General features: G+C 68.2%; 20 protein-coding genes. 10 read left to right on the forward strand and 10 right to left on the reverse strand.

The window, feature by feature from the left end:
• Positions 1-159 precede the first annotated feature (159 nt).
• The gene (locus tag NPJ82_RS10530; RefSeq protein WP_342657328.1) at positions 160-330 is read left to right on the forward strand and encodes a hypothetical protein; all 171 of its coding nucleotides are present in this window, start codon (positions 160-162) and stop codon (positions 328-330) included.
• Between the two features lie 4 nt (positions 331-334).
• Here the strand turns inward: NPJ82_RS10530 and NPJ82_RS10535 are convergent, their stop codons facing one another.
• A complete protein-coding gene (locus NPJ82_RS10535; RefSeq protein WP_267350353.1) occupies positions 335-811 on the reverse strand; it encodes an Lrp/AsnC family transcriptional regulator in 477 nt (158 codons plus the stop codon).
• An 84-nt stretch (positions 812-895) separates the two neighbouring features.
• Here NPJ82_RS10535 and NPJ82_RS10540 point away from each other — a divergent pair, with 84 nt between their 5' ends.
• Both NPJ82_RS10540 and NPJ82_RS10545 read left to right on the forward strand, forming a co-directional pair.
• Positions 896-2,029, forward strand: a complete 1,134-nt coding sequence (locus NPJ82_RS10540; protein WP_342657329.1) for a pyridoxal-phosphate dependent enzyme — start codon at positions 896-898, stop codon at positions 2,027-2,029.
• Positions 2,030-2,038: 9 nt separating this feature from the next.
• A complete protein-coding gene (locus NPJ82_RS10545) occupies positions 2,039-4,054 on the forward strand; it encodes a M3 family metallopeptidase (protein WP_342657330.1) in 2,016 nt (671 codons plus the stop codon).
• A 92-nt stretch (positions 4,055-4,146) separates the two neighbouring features.
• Here NPJ82_RS10545 and NPJ82_RS10550 read toward each other — a convergent pair whose 3' ends face one another.
• The 4 genes from NPJ82_RS10550 to NPJ82_RS10565 all read right to left on the reverse strand — a co-directional run bounded on the left by NPJ82_RS10550 (position 4,147) and on the right by NPJ82_RS10565 (position 8,381).
• The gene (locus NPJ82_RS10550) at positions 4,147-5,625 is read right to left on the reverse strand and encodes a pirin family protein (RefSeq protein WP_342657331.1); all 1,479 of its coding nucleotides are present in this window, start codon (positions 5,623-5,625) and stop codon (positions 4,147-4,149) included.
• A 38-nt stretch (positions 5,626-5,663) separates the two neighbouring features.
• Positions 5,664-6,101: a hypothetical protein gene (locus NPJ82_RS10555; protein ID WP_149683219.1), complete on the reverse strand. Its 438-nt coding sequence runs from the start codon at positions 6,099-6,101 to the stop codon at positions 5,664-5,666.
• 207 nt (positions 6,102-6,308) lie between these two features.
• Entirely contained in the window at positions 6,309-7,694 is a 1,386-nt protein-coding gene (locus NPJ82_RS10560; RefSeq protein ID WP_342657332.1) for a sugar porter family MFS transporter, read from the reverse strand.
• Between the two features lie 63 nt (positions 7,695-7,757).
• Complete coding sequence (locus NPJ82_RS10565; RefSeq protein WP_112382879.1) at positions 7,758-8,381, reverse strand: TetR/AcrR family transcriptional regulator; 624 nt, start codon at positions 8,379-8,381, stop codon at positions 7,758-7,760.
• Positions 8,382-8,503: 122 nt separating this feature from the next.
• Here NPJ82_RS10565 and NPJ82_RS10570 point away from each other — a divergent pair, with 122 nt between their 5' ends.
• The 3 genes from NPJ82_RS10570 (at position 8,504) to NPJ82_RS10580 (ending at position 11,065) form a co-directional block, all read left to right on the forward strand.
• Positions 8,504-9,634 carry a Gfo/Idh/MocA family oxidoreductase gene (locus NPJ82_RS10570; RefSeq protein WP_342657333.1) on the forward strand — a complete coding sequence of 377 codons (1,131 nt, stop codon included), beginning with the start codon at positions 8,504-8,506 and terminating at the stop codon, positions 9,632-9,634.
• Positions 9,635-9,704: 70 nt separating this feature from the next.
• Positions 9,705-10,478: a glutaredoxin gene (locus tag NPJ82_RS10575; protein WP_342657334.1), complete on the forward strand. Its 774-nt coding sequence runs from the start codon at positions 9,705-9,707 to the stop codon at positions 10,476-10,478.
• Positions 10,479-10,900: 422 nt separating this feature from the next.
• Positions 10,901-11,065, forward strand: coding sequence for a hypothetical protein (locus tag NPJ82_RS10580; RefSeq protein ID WP_342657335.1), 165 nt, complete (start codon positions 10,901-10,903; stop codon positions 11,063-11,065).
• On the opposite strand, the gene NPJ82_RS10585 is transcribed toward NPJ82_RS10580, so the two are convergent.
• Complete coding sequence (locus NPJ82_RS10585; protein ID WP_342657336.1) at positions 11,049-12,059, reverse strand: glycosyl hydrolase; 1,011 nt, start codon at positions 12,057-12,059, stop codon at positions 11,049-11,051. The genes NPJ82_RS10580 and NPJ82_RS10585 overlap by 17 nt on opposite strands.
• A 97-nt stretch (positions 12,060-12,156) precedes the next feature.
• On the opposite strand from NPJ82_RS10585, the gene NPJ82_RS10590 reads away from it, so the two are divergent.
• The 3 genes from NPJ82_RS10590 (at position 12,157) to NPJ82_RS10600 (ending at position 14,586) form a co-directional block, all read left to right on the forward strand.
• A complete protein-coding gene (locus NPJ82_RS10590; protein WP_342657337.1) occupies positions 12,157-13,260 on the forward strand; it encodes a GDSL-type esterase/lipase family protein in 1,104 nt (367 codons plus the stop codon).
• Positions 13,261-13,291: 31 nt separating this feature from the next.
• A complete protein-coding gene (locus NPJ82_RS10595) occupies positions 13,292-13,723 on the forward strand; it encodes a DUF488 domain-containing protein (protein ID WP_112382875.1) in 432 nt (143 codons plus the stop codon).
• A gap of 62 nt (positions 13,724-13,785) precedes the next feature.
• Positions 13,786-14,586 (forward strand): SDR family oxidoreductase, encoded by an 801-nt coding sequence (locus NPJ82_RS10600; protein ID WP_342657338.1) that lies wholly within the window; start codon positions 13,786-13,788, stop codon positions 14,584-14,586.
• A gap of 28 nt (positions 14,587-14,614) precedes the next feature.
• On the opposite strand, the gene NPJ82_RS10605 is transcribed toward NPJ82_RS10600, so the two are convergent.
• Positions 14,615-15,502, reverse strand: coding sequence for a DMT family transporter (locus NPJ82_RS10605; protein WP_205411619.1), 888 nt, complete (start codon positions 15,500-15,502; stop codon positions 14,615-14,617).
• A 25-nt stretch (positions 15,503-15,527) separates the two neighbouring features.
• Positions 15,528-15,968: a hypothetical protein gene (locus NPJ82_RS10610; RefSeq protein ID WP_342657339.1), complete on the reverse strand. Its 441-nt coding sequence runs from the start codon at positions 15,966-15,968 to the stop codon at positions 15,528-15,530.
• An 83-nt stretch (positions 15,969-16,051) separates the two neighbouring features.
• Here NPJ82_RS10610 and NPJ82_RS10615 point away from each other — a divergent pair, with 83 nt between their 5' ends.
• The gene (locus tag NPJ82_RS10615; protein WP_342657340.1) at positions 16,052-17,245 is read left to right on the forward strand and encodes a Xaa-Pro peptidase family protein; all 1,194 of its coding nucleotides are present in this window, start codon (positions 16,052-16,054) and stop codon (positions 17,243-17,245) included.
• 191 nt (positions 17,246-17,436) lie between these two features.
• On the opposite strand, the gene NPJ82_RS10620 is transcribed toward NPJ82_RS10615, so the two are convergent.
• Positions 17,437-18,435, reverse strand: a complete 999-nt coding sequence (locus NPJ82_RS10620) for a 4-hydroxyproline epimerase (RefSeq protein ID WP_342657341.1) — start codon at positions 18,433-18,435, stop codon at positions 17,437-17,439.
• Between the two features lie 8 nt (positions 18,436-18,443).
• Positions 18,444-19,358, reverse strand: coding sequence for a dihydrodipicolinate synthase family protein (locus NPJ82_RS10625; protein WP_342657342.1), 915 nt, complete (start codon positions 19,356-19,358; stop codon positions 18,444-18,446).
• Positions 19,359-19,380: the final 22 nt, after the last annotated feature.

The following is a 19,380-nucleotide window of genomic DNA, read 5'->3' on the forward strand; positions in this document are numbered from 1 at the left end:
ATCCTACGCTTTTGGCAGGCCAGCCCAATCGCCAGCACGGTGGTCATACCTCTGCCCCCGAACACTCCTTCCGAGATGGCGGCCCGCCGGAATTGCCGATCGCAAGCGCGCCTGTCCCGATTATCTTCAAGGGACCAACATCATGCAGGGAGGATCGCCATGTCCGTGAGCCACCGGCCTTTGCCCGTCCGCCTCTCCGATCTGCACGGCGATGCGCGACTGGCGGCGCTGCACGCCCGTGCCGCACGCGCAACGGCGGAATGGCGGCGGCGCGAGGCGCGAGCCCGCCAGTTCGGCATCTTCGCCCGGTTGCTGCCGCCCGGCTGGTAAGGGCTTATCCGTCCCGCCCCGGCAAGGGGATGGCGGTGCTGCACTTGATCTCCTCCATCGCGAACGCCGCACTCACATCGGTCAGGCGGACCCGCTCGATCAGCCGCTTGTACGCCCGGTCATAGGCCTGGATGTCGGCCACCCGTATCTTGATCAGATAATCGGTCTCGCCCGCCATCCGATAGAATTCCACCACCTCCGGCAGGTCGCGGACCGCCGCCGAAAACTCCGCCAGCCACGCCGCCGAATGCTCCGCGGTACGCACGCTGACGAACACGGTCATGCCTGCATCCAGCTTCGCCGGATCGAGCAGCGCAACGCGTGCCCGTATATAGCCCTCGTCCTCCAGCCGCTTGATCCGCCGCCAGCAGGCATTGTGCGACAGGTGCACCCGGTTGGCGACCTCCGCCACCGACAGCGTCGCATCCCGCTGCACCTCGTCGAGAATGGCGAAGTCGATCTTGTCCAGATTGGCCGTCATGACGGTAAGAATATCCCAATGATCGGGCCAAATCGAGCAAAGTTTGGGAGGTTTTTGCGGCGAAGTCGAGATACACTTCGGCGCATGCTGATGCCCCTCGCCGCGCTGCCCCCCTCCTGCCCGCTTGCCGAAACGCTGGGCGTCATCGCCACCGAACGCCCGGACGATCGCGGCTTCGTCGATGCCGCACTCGCCATCATCGACCGCGACCGGCGGCGCTGCCCGGAAACGCCGCTGCTCACGCTGCACCTGCCCGCGACGCCGGGCGTCGACCTGTATCTGAAGGACGAATCCGCCCACCCGACGGGCAGCCTCAAGCATCGCCTGGCCCGGTCGCTGTTCACCGCCGGCCTTGTTGCCGGGGTCATCCGCTGCGACACGCCGTTGGTCGAGGCGTCATCGGGCTCGACCGCGGTGTCGGAGGCCTATTTCGCCCGCCTTCTCGGCCTGCCCTTCCATGCGGTCATGCCGGTCGGCACCTCGGTGGCAAAGGTCCGCGCGATCGAGGCGCAGGGGGGCCTGTGTCACCTCGTCGCGCCCCATGCGCTCTATGCCGAGGCCGCATCGCTGGCCCGGGCGCAGGGCGGCGTCTATCTCGATCAGTTCACCAATGCCGCACGCGCGACCGACTGGCGCTGCGACAATATCGGCTCGGCCATCCTTCAGCAGATGGCGGGTGAACCCCATGCGCTCCCCGCCTGGATCGTGGCGGGCGCCGGCACCGGCGGCACCGCCGCCACCATCGGCCGCCACCTGCGCTATCGCGGCCTTTCCACCCGGCTATGCGTCGCCGATGTCGAACACAGCGCCTTTTTCGAGGGGTATCGCGACGCCGATCCCGATGCCACCGCCGATCGCCCGTCGCGGATCGAAGGGGTCGGACGCCCCCGCGTCGAACCCTCCTTCCTGCCCGGCACCGTCGACCGGATGATGAAGCTGCCCGATGCCGTCTCGATCGCGGGCATGCGTATCGCGGGCGATCTGCTCGGCCGCCGCGTCGGTCCCTCGACCGGGCTCAACTTCGTCGCCACCGCGCTGCTCGCCACCCAGATGCACGCCGCCGGCCTGCCGGGATCGATCGCCACCATCCTGTGCGATGCGGGCGACCGCTACGCCGAATGCCATCAGGACCGCGACTGGCTAGCGCGGCAGGGCCTTGCCACCGCGGTCGATACTGCCGAAATGAAGCTGCGTACCGCCCTGTTGCGGCGGCCTTGAGGAGCGTTCATGTCCCCCAATCCCCTGCTTGCCGACCACGACCTGCCCGATTTCGCCGCGATCCGCCCCGAACATCTCGTTCCCGCCGTCGCCGGTCTGATCGAACAGGGCCGCGCCGCCGCCGATGCGATTGCCGGCTCCAACATCCGTGACTTCGACAGCGTGGTTCTCGCCAGCGAGCGGGCGGGCTTTGCCCTGGCGCGCGGCTGGTCGCCCGCCGGGCATCTCCATGCCGTCGCCGACACGCCCGAATACCGCGCCGCCTATGCGCAGGCGCAGACCATGCTCGCCGAATATGGCATGGAAGCCGCGCAGGACGCCCGCCTCTATGCGGCCTATGCGCTGGTCGATGCGACGGGCCAGTCCCCCGCCGCCGAGCGTGCGGTCGAACTGGCGTTGCGCGATTTCCGCCTCGCCGGCGTCGCGCTGGAGGACGAGGCCAAGGCGCGGTACCGCCAGATCGGCGTGGAGCTGAACCAGTTGGCCACCGAGTTCAGCAACGCCGTGCTGGACGCCACGGAGGCGTGGAGCGAGCACGTCACGGACGAGGCGCTGCTGGACGGCCTGCCCGAAACCGCCAAGGCAATCCTTGCTTCCTATGCCGCGGAAAAGGGTCTGGACGGCTGGCTCGTCACCTTGCGCGAACCCAGCGTGCAGGCGGTCTTGACCCATGCCCGCGACCGCGACGTGCGCGCCCGCCTGTACCGCGCCTATGCCACCCGCGCGTCCGACCAGGCGGCCGATACCAGCTTCGACAACGGCCCCCGGATCGAGCGTATCATGGCGCTGCGTCATGAGGCGGCGCAGCTGCTCGGCTTCTCCGATGCCGCGGCGCGTTCGGTGGAGACCAAGATGACGCAGTCGGCGGACGAGGCGCTCGCCTTTCTCGCCGATCTCGCCCGCCGTGCCGGCCCGCTGGCCGAGGCCGAACTGGCCGAAGCTCGCGGGTTCGCCGCCGAGCGGTTCGGCATCGCCGAGCTGATGCCATGGGATACGGCCTTCGTTGCCGAGGCGCTGCGCCGCGAGCGCTACGGCGTCGACCGGGAGGCGATCCGCGCCTATTTCCCGCTGCCCCGCGTGATGCAGGGCACCCGCGCCTTGATCCGCCGCCTGTTCGATGTCGAACTGGTCGAGCGGGACGACGTATCGACGTGGCACGCCGATGTCCGCTTCTACGATGTGGTGGATGCCGCCGGTGCAGTCGTCGCCGGCGTTTATCTCGATCTCCACGCCCGTGCCGGCAAGCGTGGCGGCGCCTGGATGGACGTGTGCCGCCCGCGCTTCCGCGATGCCGACCGCTTCCACCGCCCGGTCGCCTATCTCACCTGCAACTTCCCGCCCGCTACCGCCGATGGCCCCGCCCTGCTCGCGCATGGCGACGTGGTGACGCTGCTCCATGAATTCGGCCACGTTCTCCATCATCTGCTGACCGAGGTCGATCTGCCCTCGATCGGGGGCATCTCGGGCGTGGAATGGGACGCGGTGGAACTGCCCAGCCAGTTCATGGAGAATTTCGCCTGGGACCGCGCCACTCTGGCGGAGCTTTCCGGCCATGTCGCCACCGGTGAGCCGCTGCCCGACGCCATGTTCGCACAGATGCTGGCGACGCGTCGTTTTCAGGCCGGGCTGTTCCTGCTGCGTCAGATCGAATTCGCCACCTTCGACCTGCGCCTCCACCGCGATTACGATCCGGCCCGGGGCGCGCGGGTCATGGAGGTGCTGGACGCCGTGCGTGCCGAGGTGGCGGTGATCGTGCCCCCCGCCTGGAACCGCTTCCCCCACGGCTTCTCGCACGTCTTCGCCGGAGGCTATGCCGCCGGCTATTACAGCTATCTCTGGGCCGAACTGCTCTCGGCGGACGCCTTCGCCGCCTTTGCCGAAGAGGGTCAGCCGGCCGGCGAACGCTTCCGTCGCGAGGTGCTCGCACGGGGTGCAAGCCGCAGCGCCAGCGACAATTTCCGCGCTTTCCGCGGCCGCGCGCCGGAGCCGGATGCGCTGCTCCGCCACCACGGCCTGGCCGCCTGATCGCGGGGCGACGGGGCAGGCGATCGACGTCTGCCCCGCTTCGCTCAGAGTCCGTTTGGAAATGCGCTGTGAGCGCATTTCCAAACGGACTCTCAGGCCCCGACGTCCAGCAACGGTCCCGTCCCGTTGAACCGCCCCGCCTGGTAATCGCGGATCGCGTCCGAAATCTCCTCGCGCGTCGTCATCACGAACGGTCCATGCGCCACCACCGGCTCGTCGATCGGATCGGCATGCCCGAACAACAGCACCGCACCCGCCGCGCTGCGCACCGTGATCACCTCGCCATCATCGGCAAAGGTCGCCAATTGCCACGGCGCCACCATGTTGTCGCCGCCGACCTCGACCGATCCCGTCACCGTGTAGAACAGCACGCTGCGCCCCCTCGGCGCCGGCAACATGATCGCCGCCCCCGCCGCCAGCCTCACCACCGCCAACATCACCCCCGTCAGTGAGCGGATCGGCCCCTCGGCCGCCCCGTACGCCCCCGACACCAGCGCCACGCTACCGCCCTCCACCGTCAGCACCGGGATCGCATCGCCCTGCAACCCGGTATAGCGCGGCGCCGTCATCTTCAGCCGCGACGGCAGGTTCACCCAAAGCTGCAATATCTCCAGCGCCCCGCCCTCGCGCTTGAACGCCGGCGGCGACACCTCCGCATGGATCAGCCCGGCCCCCGCCGTCATCCACTGCACCCCGCCCGCCTCGATCACGCTCTGGTGCCCGCCCGTATCGTGATGCGCCAGACTGCCCGACAGGATGAAGGTCACCGTCTCGAACCCGCGGTGCGGATGCGGCCCGAACGGCAATCCGCCATTATTCGGTGCATAGACCTGCGGCCCATGATGATTGAGAAACAGGAAGGGATCGACCTGTGCCAGTCCGGGTCCCGGCACCGGCCGCCGGGTGACGAGGTCGCCGATATCGTCGCGCAGCGCGGAATGGGTGGCGGTCAGGGATCGATCATGGGTCATGGGCAAACTCCTTGGGGGGGGCGGAGCTACTGCGCCGCCGACCGCGCGGTGCGCCAAGTCGTCGGCCCTGGCCTGCGCCGCCTCGCGCACCATGCGCCAGCGCGCCCGTTCGTCCTCGGCATCGGCCAGCGCCCGGTGGCGCGGCGGCCCTTCCCGGCGCACCTCGACCAGCGTCATCACGTCGTACACCGCCTGGTCGAGCGCGGGTTGCGCCAGTACCGGCGCCAGGATCGCCCGCGCCGTTTCGCCTTGCGCCTCCTCGGTATTGCGCAGCCGCAACGTGTGCCGCGGCAGGCCGGCGGCCCGCAACAGCGCGCTCAACCATTTGCCATCCCAGGACGGCGCACTTGCCAGCAGGTCATGCCCCGCCAGCACCGCCACCATCCGCTGCGCCACGACATCGTGCGCCGTACCCTCGGCGGCGAGCATCGCGCGCGAGATGTGATGGATCGCCTCGGCCTCGTCGTCCCAGTCGTCCCAGCCGGGCGCAGGCCGGATCAGATGCGCCTCGCTGTCGCCATCCTCGAACACCCATCCGACCTCGATCGGATAGCCATGCCTGTTCAGCGAGGATGCCTCGAAATCCAGAAACACCAACATGGCCGGTTCAACGCACCGGCAGGGCATTCGGCGCCGCGTCAGGCGGCGGCGGGCACCTCTGCGATCACCAGCCCGGTATTGGCGCCGCGCGCGGTGCGCCCGGCATTGATGCTGTCGACCATCAATTCATACTGATCGGCCGAATAGCCCGCCGCCAGGAACCGGCGCACCTCGTGCGGGGCCACGGTATAGCCATGGTGCCAGCTCAGCACCGCCATCCGGCGCAGCGCCTCGAGCTGCGGGTCGGCCAGCCGCGGATTGTGCCGCTCGCCGAACAGCGCACCCATGGCCATCGCCAGCCGGCCGGGCGACCGCAGCGTCGCGATCCGGTCCTTCTGGGCCAGCGCCACCACCTGCCATTCCAGCGCCGACAGGCTCGCTGCACGCGGGGCCGGCGCAGGCGCCTTTACCGGCCGCGTCACCGCCGCACGCGCCATTGCCGGGCCGCCCAGTTCGGAAAAGCCGAGATATGCCATGCCCATCACTCCCTGCACATGGCCGGCCGCACCCGCCGAGCCGCAGCCCGGCGGCGTCCGTCACGCCGACCGTTGACCAAAATCCCGAAGATGGCCCGCCGCGATCGGCTGCGACCATCTTCTATACCGGCCGGTATAAAAGCGGCTGGCGGACCCGTCAACGGCTTTCTGTACCGAACGGTATTTTTGTTGGAAAGGCCCCATGCGTCAGGCTGCGCCGATGCCCAGCTTCCGCTCCATCTCCTCCAGCGGCACGCCCTTGGTCTCCGGGAAATAGACCAGCACCACCACGAACTGCAGCGCCATCATCACGGCAAAGAACAGGAAGGGCAGACTTGCCGACATCGCCGCCACCACCGGGAAGCCCGCCGCGATCACCGCGTCCAGCCCCCAATGGGTGGAGGCCCCGACCGCGCTGCCGCGCCCGCGCACGCCGGTCGGGAACACCTCGCTGATATATACCCAGATCACCGCCCCCGTGCTCGGCGCGAAAAAGGCGATGAACCCGATCAGCGCCCACAGCACCAGATGCGCCGGCAGCATCCCGCCCATCGCCAGTCCGGCGACGCTCAGGCACACCGCCATCCCCGCCGATCCGATCAACAAGAGCGTCCGCCGCCCCAGCCGGTCGATCAGCAGCATCCCGACCACGGTGAACAGCGCATTGACCAGCCCGATGATCACCGCCTGCATATCCGCGGACAGCGATCCCCCCGCCGCCGCAAAGATGTCGTTCAGATAATAAAGCAGTGCGTTGATGCCCGACAGCTGGTTGAACCCGGCAACCAGGATCGCCAGCATGATCGGCTTGGAATGCCGCCGCCACGACAGGCGCTCGCCCCCCGGCTGTGCGGTCGCCGCCTGTTCGCCCGCCCGTTCGATGGCGTCGATCTCGCGGTCCACCTGTGCCGCGTTCATGCCGATCCGCCCCAGCGCATCGCGCGCCTCCGCTGTCGTGCCGCGTCCGACCAGCCAGCGCGGGCTGTTGGGGATGCGCAGCAACAACAGCAGGAAGACGACCGCGGGCACCGCACTCACCCCGAACTTCCACCGCCAGTCGCTCAGGCCCAGGTCCATCGACGCGATGATCGCGTTCGACACATAGGCGAGCAGGATGCCCAGGATGATGTTGAACTGGAACGCCGCGACCAGTCCGCCCCGTTTGCTGGGCGGCGCGATCTCGGAGATATAGACGGGCGCCAGCACGGACGATCCACCGACCGCCAGTCCCGCGATCACCCGGAACAGCACCAGCGATCCCCAGTCCCAGGCGAGCCCGCAGCCAAGCCCGCCAACGACGTAGAAGACCGCCAGCACGCGCAGCGTATTGCGGCTGCCGAACCGGTCGCCCGGGATCCCGGCGGTCAGCGCGCCGACCAGCGTCCCCCACAAGGCCGCTGACACGGTGATGCCCAGCCAGAAGGGATCGAGCCGGAAGGTCCGCACCATCGCCTCGGTGGTGCCGGAGATGACCGCGGTATCGAAGCCGAACAACAGGCCCGCCAGCGCCGCGGTGGCGATACAGGCGATCAGTCCGGGGTTCAGCAGCGATGGTTCGTCGGCCGAACCGCCGGTCGTTGGCGCCACCTGCATGCACTTAGTCTCCCGCTTCCACGCGCGTCCCGCCCGTGCGTCGCAGGCTTTTCTAGAGGCGGATCAGCGGCTCGGCCAGAGTGCCAGACTCGTTTCGACCAGACGGTCCAGCGCCTCGCGCGGCGCGCCCGATCCGGCCTGCACCGCCATGCCCTGCAGGATCGCATACAGATGGCTGGTCAAGCCTTCGGGGTCGATATGCGGCGGCAGGTCGCCGTCGCTGCGTGCGCGTTCGAACCGTTCCAGCAACATGCGATGGGACGAGGCGCGCCGCGCCACCACCGCCTCGCGGATCGACTCCGCCTCGGGACCGCAGGCGACGCTGCTGATCACGCCCAGACAGCCATGCGGCTCGTCGCACCGCGTCTGCGCATCCACCGCTCCGCGCAGCAGCGCTTCCGCGACGCCGCGCGCCGTCGGCTGGTCGAGAGCGGCGCGGACATAGGCCATCTTCTCGGCCTCATACAGGTCCAGCGCCTTGTGGAACAACGCTTCCTTGTTGCCGAACGCGGCATAAAGGCTGGGCTTGGTGATCCCCATCGCGCCGGTCAGGTCGGCCAGCGACGCCCCGTCATATCCCTTGCTCCAGAACACGCGCAGCGCCTTGGCCAGGGCGGCGTCGACGCAGAATTCGCGCGGCCGGCCCTTGGTCACGGTGCAGTCGGGAACGTCGGTGACAGTTTCCATAACGAGCGGTATATAAGTCTGCCCGGCGCCAAGTCCACCCACCGGCTTTTTTGCGGCGGTCGGGGGAACGCGGCGCACTCCATTCGTTCCTGCCGCGACTGCAAACGAAAACGGAGATCGGCATGAGCCTCGCATCGGCACTCGGACTGGGTGGCAAGAAGGTCCGCTACGCCATGGTCGGCCTGGGCGACATCACCCAGTCGGCGATGCTGCCCGGCGTCAAGCACACCGGCAATTCGGAGGTGACCGCGCTCGTCTCCAGCGACGCGGAAAAGCTCGCCAAGATCGGCGACGCATACGGCGTGGAGGGACGGTATCGCTACGACCAGTTCGATGCGCTGATCGCGTCGGGCACGATCGACGCGATCTATATCGGCACCCCCAACTGGCGCCATGCCGAGTTCGCGGTTCCGGCGCTGAACGCGGGCATCCACGTTCTTTGCGAAAAGCCGCTGGAGGTTTCCGCCGAACAGGCCCGCGCGATCCTGGCGGCGGAAAAGGCGGGCAAGGCGAAGTTGATGACCGCCTATCGCCTCCACTTCGAACCCGCCACGCTGGACGCCATCCGCCGCATCCGCGCGGGCGAACTGGGCGACGTCCTCGCCTTCACCTCCTGCTTCGGCCAGATGCTCGACCCCGCCAACCACCGCGCCCATCACGGTATCGAGGCGGGCCCGCTGTTCGACATGGGCGCCTATCCGATCAACGCCATCCGCTACCTGTTCGGGGCGGAGCCGGTCGAGGTCGTCTCGGCGGTCGGCACCCGTCATCCGGAGGCCGGCTTCGGCGATCTGGACGACACGATCACCGTCACCTTGCGCCTGCCCGGCGACCGCTTCGCCCAGTTCGTCGTCAGCTATTATCTGAACGGCGTCGAGACGCTGACCATCGCCGGCACCAAGGGGTCGATCACGCTCAACCCGGCCTATACCTTTGGCAAGTCGCTCGAACAGATCCGCACCATCGGTCAGGATACCGAGCATGAGGTGTTCAAGGCGACCGACCAGTTCGGCGGCGAGATGAAGTATTTCTCCGACTGCATCCTGGAGGACCGCACGCCGGAGCCGGACGGCGAGGAGGGGCTTGCCGACATTCTCGTGATCGAGGCGGTCGTGAAGGCGCTGAAATCGGGCGGCCCAGTCGCGGTCGAGCCCCTCGCCCGCAGCCGCCGCATCGACCCGGACGCACAGGAACAGCGCCTGTCCCCCGTCTCGCCCCCCGAGACGGTCAACGCCGACAGTCCGACGCGCTGACCCACCTGCCCGGCGCCGCCCCTGCGCGGCGCCGGGCTCGCTCCTATATGGCTTGGCCGAGAAGGAGTGAATGATGACCGGCGACCCGCGGACCAAGACGGCCACCCTGTACCGCATGGTCATGCCCCAACATATCTGCCCGTTCGGCATCAAGGCGCTCGACCTGCTCCGCCGCCGCGGCTTCACCGTCGAGGATCGCTGGCTGACCACCCGCGCCGAGCAGGACGCGTTCAAGGCCGAGCACGGCGTGAAGACCACGCCGCAAATCTTCATCGATGGCCGGCGGATCGGCGGCTATGACGATCTGCGCCGCCACTTCGCCCTGAAGGTCCGCGATCCCCAGGCGACGAGCTACACCCCGGTCATCGCGGTGTTCGCGGTCGCCGCGCTCATCGCGCTGGCGATCAACATGCTCACCGCCACCCCGCTGATCGGCCTCGTCGGGGCCGGTCGCTTCATTGCGGCGTCGATGATGCTGCTCGCCATGCTGAAGCTGCAGGATATCGAGCGGTTCGCGACCATGTTCATCGGCTACGACCTGCTCGCCCGCCGCTACCTGCCCTATGCCCATGCCTATCCGTTTCTGGAATTGGGCGCGGGCGCGCTGATGCTCGCCGGGGTGCTGCCGCTCGTCTCGATCCCCGTCGCCCTCGTCATTGGCGGCATCGGCGCCGTCTCGGTGTTCCGGGCGGTCTATATCGAGCGCCGCACGCTGAAATGCGCCTGTGTCGGCGGCAGCGGCAATGTGCCGCTCGGCTTCGTGTCGCTCACCGAAAACGTGATGATGGTGGTGATGGCACTGGCGATGACGTTCGCGATCTCGGGGTCTATTCCAATGAATTGAACGACTTGGCTGCCCGGCCTGTTCGATCCGCCCCAGCCGTAATATAGCCGCCGCGATACCGCCCGATTATTGGAGGAACAGATGCTCGCAATGCTGGCCCATGCCGCAGCGCTCGCTGCCGCGCAGGCGGCGGCATCTGCGCCCTGTCCCACGCCGCCGGCACCACTGCCCGCCATGCTGTCCGGCTGGCGACAGAGCGCGCCGATCGCGGCGGCGGAAAGCACGCGCGGCGTGTCGCATGCCATGTTGCCGATCGGCACCTCGGTGCGCGCCACGCTGCATCCGCTCGCCGATCTCGCCTTCACCGTGCCACCGCCGCAAAAGGCGTCTCCGCCCGCCACCCAGGGGGGCTGTTCGCCTTTGCCGTCACCCGCCCCGGCCGTTACCGCGTCGCGCTTGGCACCCCCGCCTGGGTCGATGTCGTGGCCGCGGGCCGCACCGCGACCGCCGTCGCGCACGGCCATGGCCCCGCCTGCTCGGGCATCCGCAAGATGGTGGATTTCGACCTGCGCGCCGGCCGCTACCTGCTCCAGGTCGCCGGCCATGAAGGCCCCGCGCTGACCCTGATGGTCACCCCCACGGCCTGACCCCGGGCAGTTCGTCCCTGGTCAGGTAGCGCGCCGACCGGTAATAGTCGCGCAACAACGCGGGTGGGTTCTGCGCCGGATCGGTCAGCCAGCGCGTATGCCAGGTCATGAACCACAGCCAGTCCGCCTGGGGCCCGAGGGTCGCCGGGTCCGGGATCGGCCCGTTCTCGTGCAGACAGATCGGCACGCTGGTCCCGACGATCGCCTTCACCTGCCCGAACATCGGCGCCAGATTGCCGTGATCGTCGACATAAAGGTCGGCGCCCGCCACGTCGACGCAGTCGCGCCCCGGATAATAGGCGGCATCGACATTCTGCCCGGCCCAGCCCAGCACCCAGATCAGATTGTCCAGCTTCCGCTCGGTCGTGAAATACCGGTACATCAGCCGCCACAGCGCCTTGAACCCATCCGGCCCATGCTGCCCCCACCAGAACCAGGTGCCGCTGAACTCGTGAAAGGGCCGCCACAGCACCGGCACACGCGCATCGCGCAGTTGCGTCAACAGATCGGCGACGCCGGCCATCTGGGCCATCATCGCCCGGTTCTGCGGCGTGCCCGCGACCAGCGCCTGCCCGACGTCGAACGCCTTTTTGGAGTTCTCATAGCCCGTGCCGATATCCGGCGCGCCCCAATGCCAGCAGATCGACACGATCCCGCCGGCCTTGTGCCAGGCCAGTGCCCGCGCATTGGTCGCCGCCTGATCCTCCGGGTCCATATAGTCGAACCCCAGCAGCGCCGGCGCCTTGCCGGTCACCCGCCGGATATGGTTCAGCTCCAGCCCCGCCCCGGCCGATTTGAAATTCTGCTCCTGCTGTCCGGTCAGCGTTTTGGTGCCATAGATCGACCATAGCCATGCATAGAGCGCCCGCGCCTCCGCCGACGCCGCCGGATTGCTCAGCGACCGCGCTGCAGCCTGCGCCCATGCCCGTCCGGTCGCCAGTCCCGACGCCGCGACGATCGCCGCCGCCCCCGCCAGCGTCGCGCGCCGGCTCATTCCATCCCGCTGTTGCATTGTCATGGTCATCCTCTGCCAGAACGCTATGCTTGCCCGAACATAGCATTAAAGAAAATTGTCTTATTTGGGGGTCGTGATGCGGTTCATGATGATGGCGGTGGGACTTGGCTTGGTTGCGGCGTCCGCCTTTACGCAGGCGCCGCCACTCGCCATCACCCGGATCGCGGACACACCCGCCACCTTGCGCGCGCTGCCGATGCAAGTCGGTGGCCGCACCGTGCAGGATGGTACGCAACTGCTCAGGCAGTGGCCCGGCACCTATTTCGAAAGCGCCTTTCATGGCCCCGCCATCGCCTTCGCGGTTGGCAAGGGTCGCGTCCACCTCACCGCGCGCGTGGACAACGGCACTCCGGCGTCGCTGGTCGAGCCCAAGCCCGGCCTCTACCGCATCGCCGGCCTGACACCGGGCAACCACCGCCTGCGCATCGACGTGGTCAGCGAAAGCCAGGCGGAGGCGACCGCCTTTGGCGGCATCTTCGCGCCCGCCGGCACCACGGCCCGGCCGTTGCGCGCGCGCGCCCGCCGCATCGAATTCATTGGGGACTCGCATACCGTCGGCTATGGCAACACCGCCACCTCGAACACCTGTACGCAGGATCAGGTCTGGTCGACCACCGACACTGCCCGGGGCCTGCCGGGCCTGCTTGGTGCGCGCTACGATGCCGATTACCGGGTCAACGCGATCTCCGGCCGCGGCATCGTGCGCAATTACGACGGCTTCGCCGCCGACACCCTGCCCCAGGCCTATCCTTATGCGACGCTCGACCACGCGCATCCCGCCGACGATCGCGGCTGGTCGCCGCAGGTGATCGTCATCGCGCTCGGCACCAACGACTTTTCCACCCCGCTGCGCCCGGCGGAACGATGGAAGACGCGGGACGCTCTCCACGCGGATTATCAGCAGACCTATATCCGCTTCGTGCAGACGCTGCGCGCCCGCCATCCCGCGGCACGCATCATCCTCTGGTCTACCGACCTCGCGGATGGCGAGATCGCAGCGCAGGTCGCGCAGGTCCATGCCCGCCTGCGCGCGGCCGGCGACACCCGCCTGTCCTACGTTTCCGTGCACAAGCTGGGCTTCACCGGCTGCCACGCCCATCCCGATACTGCGGACGATGCCGCCATCGCCGATGCCGTTGCCAGGGCGATCGATGCGGACCCGACCGCCTGGAAGGGGTGACACCCCCCGCCCCGAACCCCATCTCCCGTCCATGCAGATCTTCACCATCGGCTATGAGGGCGCCACCCAGGCGGACCTGATCGCCGCCCTCCAGTCCGCCGGCGTCACGCTTCTGGCCGATGTCCGCGCCGTGCCGCTGTCGCGCCGCCCCGGCTTTTCCAAGAACATCCTGGCGAACGGCCTGCGCGAGGCCGGCATCGACTATATCGGGCTGAAGGCGCTCGGCACCCCGCCCGAGGGGCGCGAGGCGGCACGCAAGCTCGACCATGCCCGCCTCGCCACCATCTATGCCGGCCAGCTCGAACTGCCGGAGGCGATCTTTCAGGGCGCGCAGCTTCGCGATCTGGCGCAGGAGCGGCCCACCGCGCTGCTCTGCTTCGAGCGGCAACCCCATGGCTGCCACCGCTCGCTGCTGGTGGAGGCGGTGATGCCCGACGCCACCGTCACCCATCTGTTTCCATAAGGGATCGCGGATCCCCGTCGCCGTGTTGTAGCCGCTGGTAAAGGCAACCGGGATAGCACAGCATGACCAAACTCGACGGGGCAAGCGCGATCGTCACCGGCGCCAGTTCGGGCATCGGCTTTGCCGTGGCGCGCCATCTCGCCGCCTGCGGGGCGAAGGTCGCGGTCAACTATCACGGCGACGCGGAGTCCGCCGAGGCTCTGGTGGCGGAGATCGAACAGGCCGGTGGCGAGGCTTTCGCGCACCGGGCCGACGTCGCGGTGGAGGAGGAGGTGACGGCGATGTTCGACCGCACCGTCGAACGCTTCGGCCGCGTCGATATCCTTGTCGCCAATGCCGGCATCCAGAAGGACGCGACAATCGGCGAGATGACGCTGGCCGACTGGAACGCGGTGATCTCGCTCAACCTGACCGGCCAGTTCCTGTGCAGTCGCGAGGCGATCCGCCGCTTCCGATCGCAGGACCGCGCCGCTGCCCCGACCCGCGCGGCCGGCGCCATCGTATCGATGAGTTCGGTGCACGACATCATCCCCTGGGCTGGCCACGTCAATTATGCCGCGACCAAGGGCGGGGTCGCCATGCTGATGAAGTCGCTGGCGCAGGAGGTCGCGCCCGAGAGTATTCGCGTCAACGCCATCTCGCCCGGCGCCATCCGCACCCCGATCAACCGCGAGGCATGGGAGGAAAAGGAGGCGCTGGAAAAGCTGCTCCGCCTCATCCCCTATGGCCGCATCGGCGAGCCGGAGGATGTCGCCCGCGCCGTCGCCTGGCTCGTCTCGGACGAAGCCGACTATATCACCGGCACCACCCTCTATGTCGATGGCGGCATGACGCTCTATCCCGGCTTCAGCGACAACGGATAGAGCGGGGGCGATGCAGGCGCGGCTGCGGTCAGCGCGGCCGCATCGGCATCCGCCGCAGCCACACCGGCACCTTGATCCGCTCACGCGCCCAGGTCAGCAGCCCGGCCGCGACGATGATCGCGATGCCGACGAAAGTCGCCTCGTCCACCGACTGCCCGAACAGCCAGTAGCTCAGGCCCACGGCCCAGATCATCTGGCTATATTGCGGCGGCGCGATCCGGCTGGCGGGCGAGGCTTGCGCGGCGAACATCAGCAGCACATTGCCCAGCGCCGCGAGCAGGCCATAGCTCGCCATGAACGCCATCTGCCTTGGCGTGGGCATGGCGAGGCCGGGGATCATCAGCAACCCGTTCAGCACCAGCGGCCCGATCAACCCGGCCCCGTAGAGCGCGATCCGCTTCTCGCCCGGCCCCGCAACCCGGAACATCACGATCGCGATCGCCGCGGTGACGCCCGCCGACAGCGCCGCCAGATGCCCCAGATGGAGCGCGCGAAAGCCGGGCCGCAGCACCACCAGCACGCCCGCGAACCCCAGCACCACCGCGCCCCAGCGCCAGACGCCTACCTCCTCCTTTAGCAGTACCACCGACAGGATCGTGACAAAGATCGGCATCAGGAAGATCAGCGAGAACGCCTCCGGCATCGGCAGGCGCGTGAATGCCACCACGCTCGACACCGCGCAGATGCCCGACGCCACCGCCCGCACGAACCACGGCCCCGGCCGGCTGGATCGCACCAGATCGCTCCACCGCTCCCCCTTGCGCCGTGCGAACGGCACCGCGGCAAAGCCCAGCACCGCGCCGGTAAATGCAAGCTGGAACGGATTGATCGTCCCTTCCAACAGCTTGATCGACGCATCGCTCAGCGCAAAGGCGCTGTACGACAAAAAGGCCAGCAGCACGCCATGTTGCAGCATGGTTGGAAATTCCTTGGACGGGGTATCATCGAATGGGCGTCAGCCGCGCCGACATGATGTGCCAGCGCAACTGTTCGGCGGTCGCACCGGGGACATCGTTCACGCGGCGCAGCACGTAGCGTCCGGCAAAGCGTTGGCGCAAGCCGCTTTTCAATCGTGCCTCGACCCGCACCGGCACCGTGACGAACACCGATCCGGCAGCGGCATCGCCGTTCACCGGCGGGGCGGTGAATACCCGCGTATCCGCCGTCTGCGTGAACCCACGCGTAAAGCCGGCCAACGTCTTGCCGCTTGCGCGGCCATTGTCGCTCCACAACCGGTAGGCGCGGGCGAAATCCCTGTGGGCGATCGCCGCATAATACCGCTCGATCACCGCCCTTGCGGCCGCCGGCGTCTTCTCCGCCGGCGCGACCGAAGCGGCCGCCAGCATCGTCGTCACCGCAAACAGCATCCGTACCTCCATCATCGCTGCCGCTCCAACGCGCCGTCGCAGTGGAAGTCCCCGGCCGTCTCTGCCAAGACGATCGCGCAACAACGGAGTGTGGGACGATGGCAGGTATCGGCGGTTCGACGGCGGCAGCGGAACTGGGCGCCTTGCACCCCTGGGCGACCGCTGCCCCCGCCATCACCCGCGACGAACGCCGCGCCCGTATCGACCGCGCCCGCACGCTGATGGCCGGGGCCGGGGCCGACATGCTGATCGTCGGTGCGGGCGCCAGCCTGCGCTATTTTGCCGGCCTCGCCTGGGGCGCGACCGAGCGGCTCGTCGCGATGCTGCTGCCGATCGCGGGCGACCCGATCTTCATCTGCCCCGCCTTCGAACTCGGCTCGTTCGAAGCGGGCATCGGCATCAATGGCGATGTCCGTTTGTGGGAAGAGGATGAACGTCCCTCCGCTCTGGTCGCCGACGCCCTGCGCGCCGCGAACGCCACTACCCTCGCCATCGACCCCGCCCTCGCCTTTCTCTTCGTCGACCGCATCCGCCGCGACGCCCCCCACGTCGCTCTGATCGACGCCAGCCCCGTCATCGACGGCTGCCGCATGATCAAATCCCCCGCCGAACTGGCCCTCCTGTCCCAGGCCAAGGCGATGACGCTGGAGGTGCACCGCCGCACCGCACGCATCCTCGATGAAGGCATCCGCGCGTCGGAAGTCATCCGCTTCATCGACGCCGCCCACCGCGCGCTCGGCTCGACCGGCAGCACCTTTTGCGCCGTCCAATTCGGCCGCTCCACCGCCTTCCCCCACGGACTGCCCCAGGACGACATCCTGCGCGACGGCGACCTCGTGCTGGTCGACACCGGCTGCCTTGCCGATGGCTATCATTCGGACATCACCCGCACCTACGCGTTCGGCGACGTCGGCGACGACATCCGCGCCATCTGGACCATCGAACACGAGGCACAGGCCGCCGCCTTCGACGCGGTCCGCCCCGGTGAGCCCTGCGAAGCGGTGGACGCCGCCGCACGCCGCGTGCTGGAACGGGCCGGCCTCGGCCCCGACTACCGCCTGCCCGGCCTGCCGCACCGTACCGGCCACGGCATCGGCCTCAGCATCCACGAACCCGCCTATCTGGTGCGCGGCGACACCACCCCGCTGGCGCCCGGTATGTGCTTTTCGAACGAGCCTATGATCGTCGTCCCGGACCGCTTCGGCGTTCGTCTGGAAGATCATTTCCACGTCACCGAAACCGGCGCCGCCTGGTTCACCGCGCCCCAGCCCGCGATCGACGATCTCGGCTGATATTTTCACGCGAAGGCGCGAAGACGCGAAGAAGAAGGTTTGTTCGCGCGGAGACGCGGAGACGCGGAGGTGTTGCGTCGGCCGCGCCCGCGTGCGCCCCTTCCGATCGGGAGACAAGCCGTCACCCGTTGGTGAGGAATGAGCCTTCGGCTCGGTGCTACTCTCCGCGCCTCCGCGCCTTCGCGTGAAAATCAGACCACGCTGAACCCCGCCCAGAACGGATCCTCGCGATCGATCCAGATCGTATTGAACCCGGTCGAAATTGCCGATCCCTCGATGGACGGAATGATCGCCTCCCGGTCCCCCAGGGAGGTCGCCGCCTCTACCCGCCCGGTAAACCGGCTGCGGATATAGCTTTCATGAACGAAGCGGTCGCCAACCTGCAGCCGCCCCTTCACCGTCAGATGGGCGAGCCGTGCCGACGTTCCGGTGCCGCAAGGGGAACGGTCGATCGCACGCTCACCATAAAACACGGCATTGCGGCCATCCGCCCCGTCGCTGGAGGGCACATCCGCCCACAGCACATGGCTGACCCCGCGGATCGAGGGCTCCAGCGGATGCACCGGCTCGAACTTGGCGCGCACCAGCTCGCGGATCGTGCGGCTCAACTCCACCAGCCGCGACGCACCCAGATCGTCCAGCGACGTGTACGCCCCCTGCGGCTCCACGATCGCATAATAATTGCCGCCATAGGCGACATCGACGCTGAGTGGCCCGAAGCCCGGCACGTCGATGGCGATCCCCTCCGCCGCCAGATAGGCGGGGACGTTGCGGATACGCACCGAGGTGACCTTGGGTCCTGCCACCGCATAGTCGATGTCGATCACCCCCGCCGGCACCTCCACCCGCAATCGCCCCGGCTCGCGCGGGGTGATCAGGCCATGTTCCAGCCCGAAGGTGATCATCCCGATCGTGCCGTGCCCGCACATCGGCAGGCATCCGCTCGTCTCGATGAACAGGATCGCGGCATCGCTGTCGGGCAGGCAGGGCGGGTAGAGGAACCCGCCCGACATCATGTCATGCCCGCGCGGCTCGAAGCACAGCCCGGTGCGGATCCAGTCGAACCGCTCCAGGAAATCCAGCCGCCGCTCCGCCATGGAGGCGCCGCGCAGCAGCGGCGCCCCTCCCGCCACCAGACGTACCGGGTTACCCGCGGTATGCCCGTCGATGCAGAAGAAGGTGTGGCGCATCGTGGCCGTCAGGCGCCGGCCAGCGTCGGCCGCGTCGCCGCCGCCTTTTCCACCATCGCGATCACTTCGGCCCGGCGGTCGCCTTCCAGCGGCAGGCGCGGCATGCGCACCCGCTCCGAACCACGGCCCATGATCTGCTCGGCCAGCTTGATCGACTGCACCAGATCATGCTCGGCATCCAGGTGGAGCAGCGGCATGAACCAGCGATAGATCTCGCGTGCCGCGGTCCAGTCGCCGCGATCCACCGCCGCGACCAGCGCGACGGATTCCTGCGGAAACGCGCTCGTCAGGCCCGAGACCCAGCCGGTCGCGCCCAGCAGCAATCCTTCCAGCGCCACATCGTCCAGTCCCGCCATCAGCGTGTAACGGTCGCCATAGCGGTTGAACACGTCGGTGAAACGGCGCGGATCGGGCGCGCTTTCCTTTACCGCGACCACACCCGGCACGTCGACCAGCGCGTCCAGCGTCTCCCAGTCGAACGACACACGATAGGCCGGCGGGTTGTTGTAGAGCATGATCGGCAGGCCCGTCGCCTCCGCCACCGCGCGGCAATGCGCGACCAGCTCAGCGGGCTTGGGCACATAGACCATCGCCGGCAGCAGCATCAGCGCGTCGACGCCGATCGCCTCCGCATCGCGGGCGAACGCCACCGCCCGTGCCGTGGTCAACTCCGATACGCCCGCGACCAGCGGCACGCGGCCGTTCACCGCTTCCTTGGCGCCCTTCAGCACCGCGCGCTTTTCGTCCGGTTCCAGCGAGTTGTTCTCGCCACAGGTGCCTAGGATGATCAGGCCGGTCACCCCGTCGTCCACCAGCGCGCTCTGCACGCCCTGCGTGGCGTCGTGATCGATGTCCAGCGCTTCGGTGAACTGGGTGGTGGCGGCCGGATAAACGCCGTGCCAAAGCTTAGGTGATGCGTTCACGTCTTACTCCTTGAATGACGTC

Source organism: Sphingomonas sp. NY01, from assembly GCF_038809135.1.
Lineage (GTDB): Bacteria > Pseudomonadota > Alphaproteobacteria > Sphingomonadales > Sphingomonadaceae > Sphingomonas > Sphingomonas carotinifaciens.

What these genes read in the sequence shown, in the direction of transcription:
- NPJ82_RS10595 (WP_112382875.1), top strand. Translation starts at nt 13,292, where the DNA reads ATGCAGATCTTCACCATCGGCTATGAGGGCGCCACCCAGGCGGACCTG.
- NPJ82_RS10610 (WP_342657339.1), bottom strand. Translation starts at nt 15,968, where the DNA reads ATGATGGAGGTACGGATGCTGTTTGCGGTGACGACGATGCTGGCGGCC.
- NPJ82_RS10600 (WP_342657338.1), top strand. Translation starts at nt 13,786, where the DNA reads ATGACCAAACTCGACGGGGCAAGCGCGATCGTCACCGGCGCCAGTTCG.
- NPJ82_RS10530 (WP_342657328.1), top strand. Translation starts at nt 160, where the DNA reads ATGTCCGTGAGCCACCGGCCTTTGCCCGTCCGCCTCTCCGATCTGCAC.
- NPJ82_RS10540 (WP_342657329.1), top strand. Translation starts at nt 896, where the DNA reads ATGCTGATGCCCCTCGCCGCGCTGCCCCCCTCCTGCCCGCTTGCCGAA.
- NPJ82_RS10605 (WP_205411619.1), bottom strand. Translation starts at nt 15,502, where the DNA reads ATGCTGCAACATGGCGTGCTGCTGGCCTTTTTGTCGTACAGCGCCTTT.
- NPJ82_RS10615 (WP_342657340.1), top strand. Translation starts at nt 16,052, where the DNA reads ATGGCAGGTATCGGCGGTTCGACGGCGGCAGCGGAACTGGGCGCCTTG.
- NPJ82_RS10585 (WP_342657336.1), bottom strand. Translation starts at nt 12,059, where the DNA reads ATGAGCCGGCGCGCGACGCTGGCGGGGGCGGCGGCGATCGTCGCGGCG.
- NPJ82_RS10590 (WP_342657337.1), top strand. Translation starts at nt 12,157, where the DNA reads ATGCGGTTCATGATGATGGCGGTGGGACTTGGCTTGGTTGCGGCGTCC.
- NPJ82_RS10620 (WP_342657341.1), bottom strand. Translation starts at nt 18,435, where the DNA reads ATGCGCCACACCTTCTTCTGCATCGACGGGCATACCGCGGGTAACCCG.
- NPJ82_RS10560 (WP_342657332.1), bottom strand. Translation starts at nt 7,694, where the DNA reads ATGCAGGTGGCGCCAACGACCGGCGGTTCGGCCGACGAACCATCGCTG.
- NPJ82_RS10555 (WP_149683219.1), bottom strand. Translation starts at nt 6,101, where the DNA reads ATGGCATATCTCGGCTTTTCCGAACTGGGCGGCCCGGCAATGGCGCGT.
- NPJ82_RS10565 (WP_112382879.1), bottom strand. Translation starts at nt 8,381, where the DNA reads ATGGAAACTGTCACCGACGTTCCCGACTGCACCGTGACCAAGGGCCGG.
- NPJ82_RS10570 (WP_342657333.1), top strand. Translation starts at nt 8,504, where the DNA reads ATGAGCCTCGCATCGGCACTCGGACTGGGTGGCAAGAAGGTCCGCTAC.
- NPJ82_RS10575 (WP_342657334.1), top strand. Translation starts at nt 9,705, where the DNA reads ATGATGACCGGCGACCCGCGGACCAAGACGGCCACCCTGTACCGCATG.
- NPJ82_RS10550 (WP_342657331.1), bottom strand. Translation starts at nt 5,625, where the DNA reads ATGTTGGTGTTTCTGGATTTCGAGGCATCCTCGCTGAACAGGCATGGC.
- NPJ82_RS10535 (WP_267350353.1), bottom strand. Translation starts at nt 811, where the DNA reads ATGACGGCCAATCTGGACAAGATCGACTTCGCCATTCTCGACGAGGTG.
- NPJ82_RS10545 (WP_342657330.1), top strand. Translation starts at nt 2,039, where the DNA reads ATGTCCCCCAATCCCCTGCTTGCCGACCACGACCTGCCCGATTTCGCC.